The following is a 6392-nucleotide window of genomic DNA, read 5'->3' as shown; positions in this document are numbered from 1 at the left end:
GAACATAAATGCAATTCACATAGCGAATCACGCACCATCCAGGTGAAGATCAACAGCGTCGTACAGATCAGAAACAAACCTAACAGCAGAGTACGTTTTGGCATTCCAGCCTCCTTATTGCTTTTCGGCAATGAAGAGACTAACCTCGCAATGTGGGTTGTGAAGTTGGTCTCCCCATCAGTTTTATTGATGTGGAACTCTCCACTGTTTGCCTCTTGCGAAAGCCTGAGGCAAACAGCCTCAAGCACCCGCCACGCACTCTATGCGCCTTCCCTTCATCTGTCAGAAAGTCGTTTCATTTCGTGAAGCCGCCTTCCAGAATCAAACATCCTTAACCCGGCATGTCAGCCCAAGTGTGATGACCGAAATCGCGGCAATCATCCAGTAAACCGAGGCATGTCCGTAGCTCTGCGCCAGCGCTCCCTGAATCACCCCCGCCAGAATGACGCCTGTCGAAATGCTGTTGGTGAAAAGCGTGGTCGCCGAGCCAGCGCGTCCCGGCATTAAGTCCTGGAACCAGAGCATGCCGATCCCGGCCACGATCCCGATGAATATGGCATTGAACAGCTGCAGCGCCAGCAGTGCTTCGCGCGAATGGAAGAAGATCAGCCCAAGATAGAACAACACCCCGGCGGCAACCGCAACCACCATCATTTTGCGTTTACCGAAGCGCTTTACGTAATATCCTGCAAGAATCATCGCCGGAATCTCCAGCCCGGCAGCCGTTCCCATTAAGATCCCGGCGAGCTTGTCCGGCAGACCGAGATCGCTGCTGATCCACAGTGGCATATCAATGATGTACATGGTATTGCAGGTCCACATCAGCGTGGAGGCGATAAACAGCATACGGACGTTTTTGTCCTGCCAGCCGCTCACTTGCGTAATCGGCTTATCCGTCGTCTGTTCGACGCGCGCCACAGACGGTAGCACGAAGGCAATCAGCGCCAGGCTGATGGCAAAAATGGCCGCGGCGATGGAGAACATGGCGGTAAAACCGTAGTTCAACGCCAGCATGAAGGCCAGCGGCGGGCCGATGACCCATGCAAGTGAAAGCTGAGCACGCATCACCGAGCTGAACATCACCACTTCCCGCGCGGAGTTATCCGCGTATTCTCGGGCCAGGGCGAAAAGCTGCGGCATGGCGGTATTCGCCAGCGACGCCAGCAGGACGCCGCAGGTAATGAGCGTCAGGTAATGGCGATTGAACGCAAAGAGTAGCGCGTTGCCCACGGCCATGGCGCAGCAAAAGAGGATCAGCTTGCGGCGATCGCCCTGGCTGTCCGATCGTTTCGCCAGCGCGAGGCTGACCAGGATCCCGGCAATGGCGTTAACGGTGTAAAACAGGCCGACCCAAAACGGCTGCGCCCCCACCTCGCGGCTGAGGAACAGGCTCAACGTCGGCGCCTGCAACGCCCCCGCCACGCCCATCATAAAGGCTACCAGCATAAAAGCGGCATATACGCCATTCAGGCGGCGCCCCATCGTCATCAACCACAGCATACGCAAGTCCTTGTGAAAGCGAATCGAAATTGGGTGAAAGAATAAACGAAAAAAGCCAGCAAAAACATTTTGCTGGCGGGTGATAAACACCAATACTCAGTCACACATGATCGAGGCGAGTTAGCGGGAAGAGGTCGGTTTCGTAACGTCCCACTGCATCAGTTCTTCTAACATTTTCAGCCGCTGCTCTGCACACCGGCGGGCCAGCCAGGACGCTCCCTTTGTCGCTGAAAAGTACTGCTGATAAAACTGACGTGCGGTAGACCTCTTCATAATTTACCTCCTCACTTCATCGGGGAGAATTATTGGCCTAATATAGGGATAAATAAATTGCTGGTTTTTTGTCAGGAGTTCCTCTTTTATGCCTTCTGGTCGTCTGCAACAACAATTTATCCGCCTCTGGCAGTGCTGCGAGGGGCAATCGCAGGAGACCACGCTCAACGAGCTGGCTGACCTGCTCAACTGTTCGCGCCGTCATATGCGCACGCTGCTTAACACCATGCAGCAGCAGGGCTGGTTAAGCTGGGAAGCGGAGGCAGGACGCGGGAAGCGCTCACGTTTGACCTTTCTCTATACCGGTCTGGCGTTGCAGCAGCAGCGCGCGGGGGATCTGCTGGAGCAGGATCGCATCGACCAGCTGGTGCAGCTGGTGGGCGACAAAGCCGCCGTGCGCCAGATGCTGGTCTCACATCTTGGACGTAGCTTTCGTCAGGGCCGCCACATTCTGCGGGTGCTCTACTACCGTCCGATGAAAAATCTGTTACCCGGCACGGCGTTACGGCGTTCTGAAACCCACATGGCCCGGCAGATTTTCAGCGGCCTGACGCGGATAAATGAGGAAAATGGGGAACTGGAAGCGGATATCGCGCATCACTGGCAGCAACTTTCCCCGTGCCACTGGCGCTTCTTCTTACGCCCCGGCATCCACTTTCACCACGGTCGCGAACTGGACATGCGCGACGTCATCGCCTCTCTGGAACGTGCCCGCAAGCTACCGCTTTATTCACACATTTCCCGCGTCCATTCCCCGACGGCATGGACGCTGGATATTGAGCTGTCGCAGCAGGACAAATGGCTTCCCTGGCTGCTGGGCTATGTGCCGTCGATGATTTTGCCCGCCGAGTGGGAGTCGCTGAACAATTTCGCCAGCCTGCCGATTGGCACCGGCCCCTACTCCGTGTCCCGCAATAACAACAACCAGCTGAAAATTCGCGCGTTTGATGACTACTTTGGCTATCGGGCACTGATCGACGAGGTGAACGTCTGGGTATTACCGGATCTCAATGAAGATCTCAGCTGCGGGCTGACGCTGGAAGGCCCCACCACGGGAGAAAAAGCGGTGGAGAGTCGTCTTGAGGAGGGATGCTACTACCTGCTGTTTGATAGCCGCACCCACCGCGGGGCAAACCAGGCCGTTCGTCAGTGGGTCAGCCACGTGCTGTCCCCCTCCAATCTGATCTACCATGCGGAAGAGCAGTACCAGACATACTGGTTCCCGGCGTACGGCCTGCTTCCGCGCTGGCACCACGCCCGCCCGGCGCACTGCGACAGACCTGCCGGGCTGGAGTCCATCACCCTGACCTACTACCGCGAGCACGTGGAGCATCGTTTTATCGCCGGGATCATGGCCAGGCTGCTGGCAGCCGAAGGCGTGACGCTGGAGATCAAAGAAGTGGACTATGACGAATGGCACCGGGGGGAGATCGTCAGTGATATCTGGCTAAACAGCGCCAACTTCACCCTGCCGCTCGATTTCTCGCTCTTTTCTCATCTATATGAGATCCCGCTGATCCAGCACTGTATCAACCGTGACTGGCAGCAGGACGCTGCCCAGTGGCGCGCTGGCGACATGAATCTTGCCGTGTGGTGCCAGCAATTGCTGGCTGAACAGGCGATTGTACCTCTGATACACCACTGGCTGATGATCCAGGGTCAACGCAGTATGCGCGGTCTGCGGATGAACACCCTGGGCTGGTTTGATTTCAAATCAGCCTGGTTTGCGCCGCCGGAGCCATAACGCTTTCGTAATATTCACCAAATCATTACAATAGCGCCGTTCTCAACGGGGTGCTGCATCACAGATGTGCGCTGAGATAATACCCGTCGAACCTGATCCGGATAACGCCGGCGAAGGGATTTGAGGCTGTCTCTCAAAATCCTTTGCCACTCAACCCTGAGGTGCAAAGTGTTAAAAAAAGTTCTTCCTCTGCTGGCGCTGTTTGCGCTGCCTGCGTTCGCGAAGCCCGTCCTGACGGTCTATACCTACGACTCGTTCTCTGCCGACTGGGGCCCTGGCCCGGTAGTCAAAAAAGCCTTTGAAGCTGACTGTAATTGCGAGCTGAAATTCGTGGCGCTGGAAGATGGCGTGTCGCTCCTTAACCGTCTGCGTATGGAAGGGAAAAACAGCAAAGCCGACGTGGTGCTCGGGCTGGATAACAACCTGCTGGAAGCCGCCACGCAAACCAAACTGTTTGCCAAAAGCGGCGTAGCGGCAGAGGCCGTCAACGTGCCGGGCGGCTGGAACAACGACACCTTTGTGCCGTTCGACTACGGCTACTTTGCTTTCGTCTATGACAAAAACAAGCTGAAAAATCCGCCGAAGAGCCTGAAGGAGCTGGTGGAGAGCGACCAGAAATGGCGCGTGATTTATGAAGATCCGCGTACCAGCACGCCAGGCCTGGGACTGCTGCTTTGGATGCAGAAGGTCTACGGGGAGAACGCGCCGCAAGCGTGGCAGAAGCTGGCCGCCAAAACCGTCACTGTGACCAAAGGCTGGAGTGAAGCGTATGGTTTGTTCCTGAAAGGCGAAAGCGATCTGGTGCTCAGCTACACCACCTCGCCGGCTTACCACATTATCGCCGAGAAGAAAGACAACTACGCCGCCGCGAATTTTGCCGAAGGGCATTATCTGCAGGTGGAGGTTGCCGCGCGTACCGCTGCCAGCAAACAGCCGGAACTCGCCGAGAAGTTCCTGAAATTTATGGTTTCTCCGGCGTTCCAGAATGCCATTCCTGCGGGCAACTGGATGTATCCCGTCACCCACGTTGCACTGCCGGCCGGTTTCGACCAGTTAACCAAACCACAAACGTCGCTGGAGTTTACGCCGCAGCAGGTGGCCGCGCAGCGAGCAGCATGGGTAAGTGAATGGCAACGCGCCGTCAGCCGTTAATTCCTGGCTGGTTACTTCCCGGACTGCTCGCCGCCATGCTGATGGTGGTAGTCAGTCTGGGAGCATTCCTTGCGTTGTGGTTTAACGCGCCGGAGAGCGATCTGCTCGCGCTCTGGCGCGATAGCTATCTCTGGCACGTCATTCGTTTCTCCTTCTGGCAGGCGTTTCTTTCTGCCCTGCTGTCAGCGATCCCGGCTATTTTTCTTGCGCGGGCTCTGTATCGCCGGCGTTTCCCCGGAAGAGTAGTCCTGTTGCGCCTGTGCGCCATGACGCTGATTCTGCCCGTGCTGGTCGCGGTATTTGGTATCCTGAGCGTTTACGGTCGACAGGGCTGGCTGGCGTTGCTGTTTGCCCGACTTGGTCTGGAATGGACCTTCTCGCCATACGGCCTGCAGGGCATTCTGCTGGCGCACGTGTTTTTCAATATGCCGATGGCAACCCGCCTGTTTTTGCAGGCACTGGAGAATATTCCCGGCGAACAACGCCAGATTGCCGCTCAGCTTGGCATGCGTGGATGGTCGTTTTTCCGCTTTGTCGAATGGCCTTGGTTAAGACGTCAGATTGCCCCGGTTGCCGCGCTGATCTTTATGCTCTGCTTCGCCAGCTTCGCCACCGTGCTTTCTCTCGGCGGCGGGCCACAGGCGACCACCATTGAGCTGGCGATTTATCAGGCCTTAAGTTACGACTACGATCCGGGCCGCGCCGCGCTTCTGGCGATCGTGCAGATGGCGTGCTGTCTGGTGCTGGTGCTGCTGAGCCAGCGCCTGAGCAAAGCGATTCCCCCGGGCAGCAATAGCCTCTCGGGCTGGCGCGATCCGCAGGATAGCCTGCACAGCCGCGTCTCCGATTTTATCCTGATCGTGCTGGCACTCCTGCTTCTGTTGCCACCGCTGCTGGCCGTTATCGTTGATGGCCTGAACAGGAATGTGGTGTCAGTACTGCAACAGCCCGTGCTGTGGCAAGCGACGTGGACCTCGGTACGCATTGCGCTGGCAGCCGGAGCGCTATGTGTGATCCTGACCATGATGTTGCTCTGGAGCAGCCGCGAGCTCTACGCGCGTCATGCCCGTAAAGCCGGACAAGCACTGGAGCTAACGGGCATGCTGATCCTGGCGATGCCGGGTATTGTGCTGGCGACCGGTTTCTTCCTGCTGTTTAACACCACCGTCGGCCTGCCGGAAAGTGCCGACGGCATCGTCATTTTTACCAATGCCTTAATGGCCATCCCCTACGCGCTGAAAGTACTGGAAAATCCTATGCGGGATGTCAACAGCCGCTACAGCGTCCTGTGTCAGTCCCTTGGGATAACCGGCTGGCGGCGGTTAAAGGTGGTGGAACTTCGCGCCCTGAAACGACCCCTCGCCCAGGCACTGGCCTTCGCCTGCGTACTCTCCATCGGGGATTTTGGCGTGGTGGCCCTTTTCGGGAATGACGATTTCCGCACGCTGCCGTTCTGGCTTTATCAGCAGATTGGCTCCTACCGCAGCCAGGACGGGGCCGTCACGGCGCTGCTGCTGCTCCTGCTGTGCTTTGGACTCTTTACCGTTATCGAAAAACTTCCGGGGCGTGATGTTAAAACTGACTGATGTAACCTGGCTTTACCAGCATCTGCCGATGCGCTTCACGCTCTCCGTGCGTCAGGGAGAGATTATTGCGGTGCTTGGCCCAAGCGGTGCGGGAAAAAGCACGCTGCTCAATTTGGTTGCGGGGTTTCTGCATGTTC

7 protein-coding genes and 1 riboswitch are annotated in these 6392 nt (G+C 57.0%); of the genes, 4 read left to right on the top strand and 3 right to left on the bottom strand.

Translation table 11 applies throughout. From position 1 onward, the window contains the following. The 3 genes from L977_RS23225 to sgrT form a co-directional block, all read right to left on the bottom strand. The coding region (locus tag L977_RS23225) for a Hok/Gef family protein (RefSeq protein WP_156118173.1) at positions 1-104 on the bottom strand (104 nt) is incomplete at its 3' end. Between the two features lie 217 nt (positions 105-321). Continuing rightward, positions 322-1500 carry a sugar efflux transporter gene (locus tag L977_RS12720; protein ID WP_045134566.1) on the bottom strand — a complete coding sequence of 393 codons (1179 nt, stop codon included), beginning with the start codon at positions 1498-1500 and terminating at the stop codon, positions 322-324. Between the two features lie 120 nt (positions 1501-1620). Next, entirely contained in the window at positions 1621-1773 is a 153-nt protein-coding gene (gene sgrT / locus L977_RS23220; protein ID WP_014882529.1) for a glucose uptake inhibitor SgrT, read from the bottom strand. An 88-nt stretch (positions 1774-1861) separates the two neighbouring features. Between sgrT and sgrR the strand changes: the two genes are divergently transcribed. The 4 genes from sgrR to L977_RS12700 all read left to right on the top strand — a co-directional run. Further along, entirely contained in the window at positions 1862-3517 is a 1656-nt protein-coding gene (gene sgrR, locus L977_RS12715; RefSeq protein ID WP_047625879.1) for an HTH-type transcriptional regulator SgrR, read from the top strand. A gap of 36 nt (positions 3518-3553) precedes the next feature. Beyond that, positions 3554-3654, top strand: a riboswitch (TPP riboswitch). A gap of 31 nt (positions 3655-3685) precedes the next feature. After that, on the top strand, positions 3686-4669 hold the full coding sequence (gene thiB / locus L977_RS12710; protein ID WP_047344030.1) for a thiamine ABC transporter substrate binding subunit: 984 nt from the start codon (positions 3686-3688) through the stop codon (positions 4667-4669). Further along, on the top strand, positions 4645-6255 hold the full coding sequence (gene thiP, locus L977_RS12705; protein ID WP_047625878.1) for a thiamine/thiamine pyrophosphate ABC transporter permease ThiP: 1611 nt from the start codon (positions 4645-4647) through the stop codon (positions 6253-6255). Before thiB ends, thiP begins: the two co-directional genes overlap by 25 nt. Next, positions 6239-6392, top strand: a 154-nt coding sequence (locus tag L977_RS12700; protein ID WP_047625876.1) for an ATP-binding cassette domain-containing protein, incomplete at its 3' end; no start/stop codon positions are given. The genes thiP and L977_RS12700, both read left to right, overlap by 17 nt.

Source organism: Enterobacter sp. ZOR0014, from assembly GCF_000798855.1.
GTDB classification, from domain to species: Bacteria; Pseudomonadota; Gammaproteobacteria; order Enterobacterales; family Enterobacteriaceae; genus Enterobacter; species Enterobacter kobei.
Note: the sequence above shows the minus strand (reverse complement) of the source record. Positions and strands in the feature narration are given on the sequence as shown.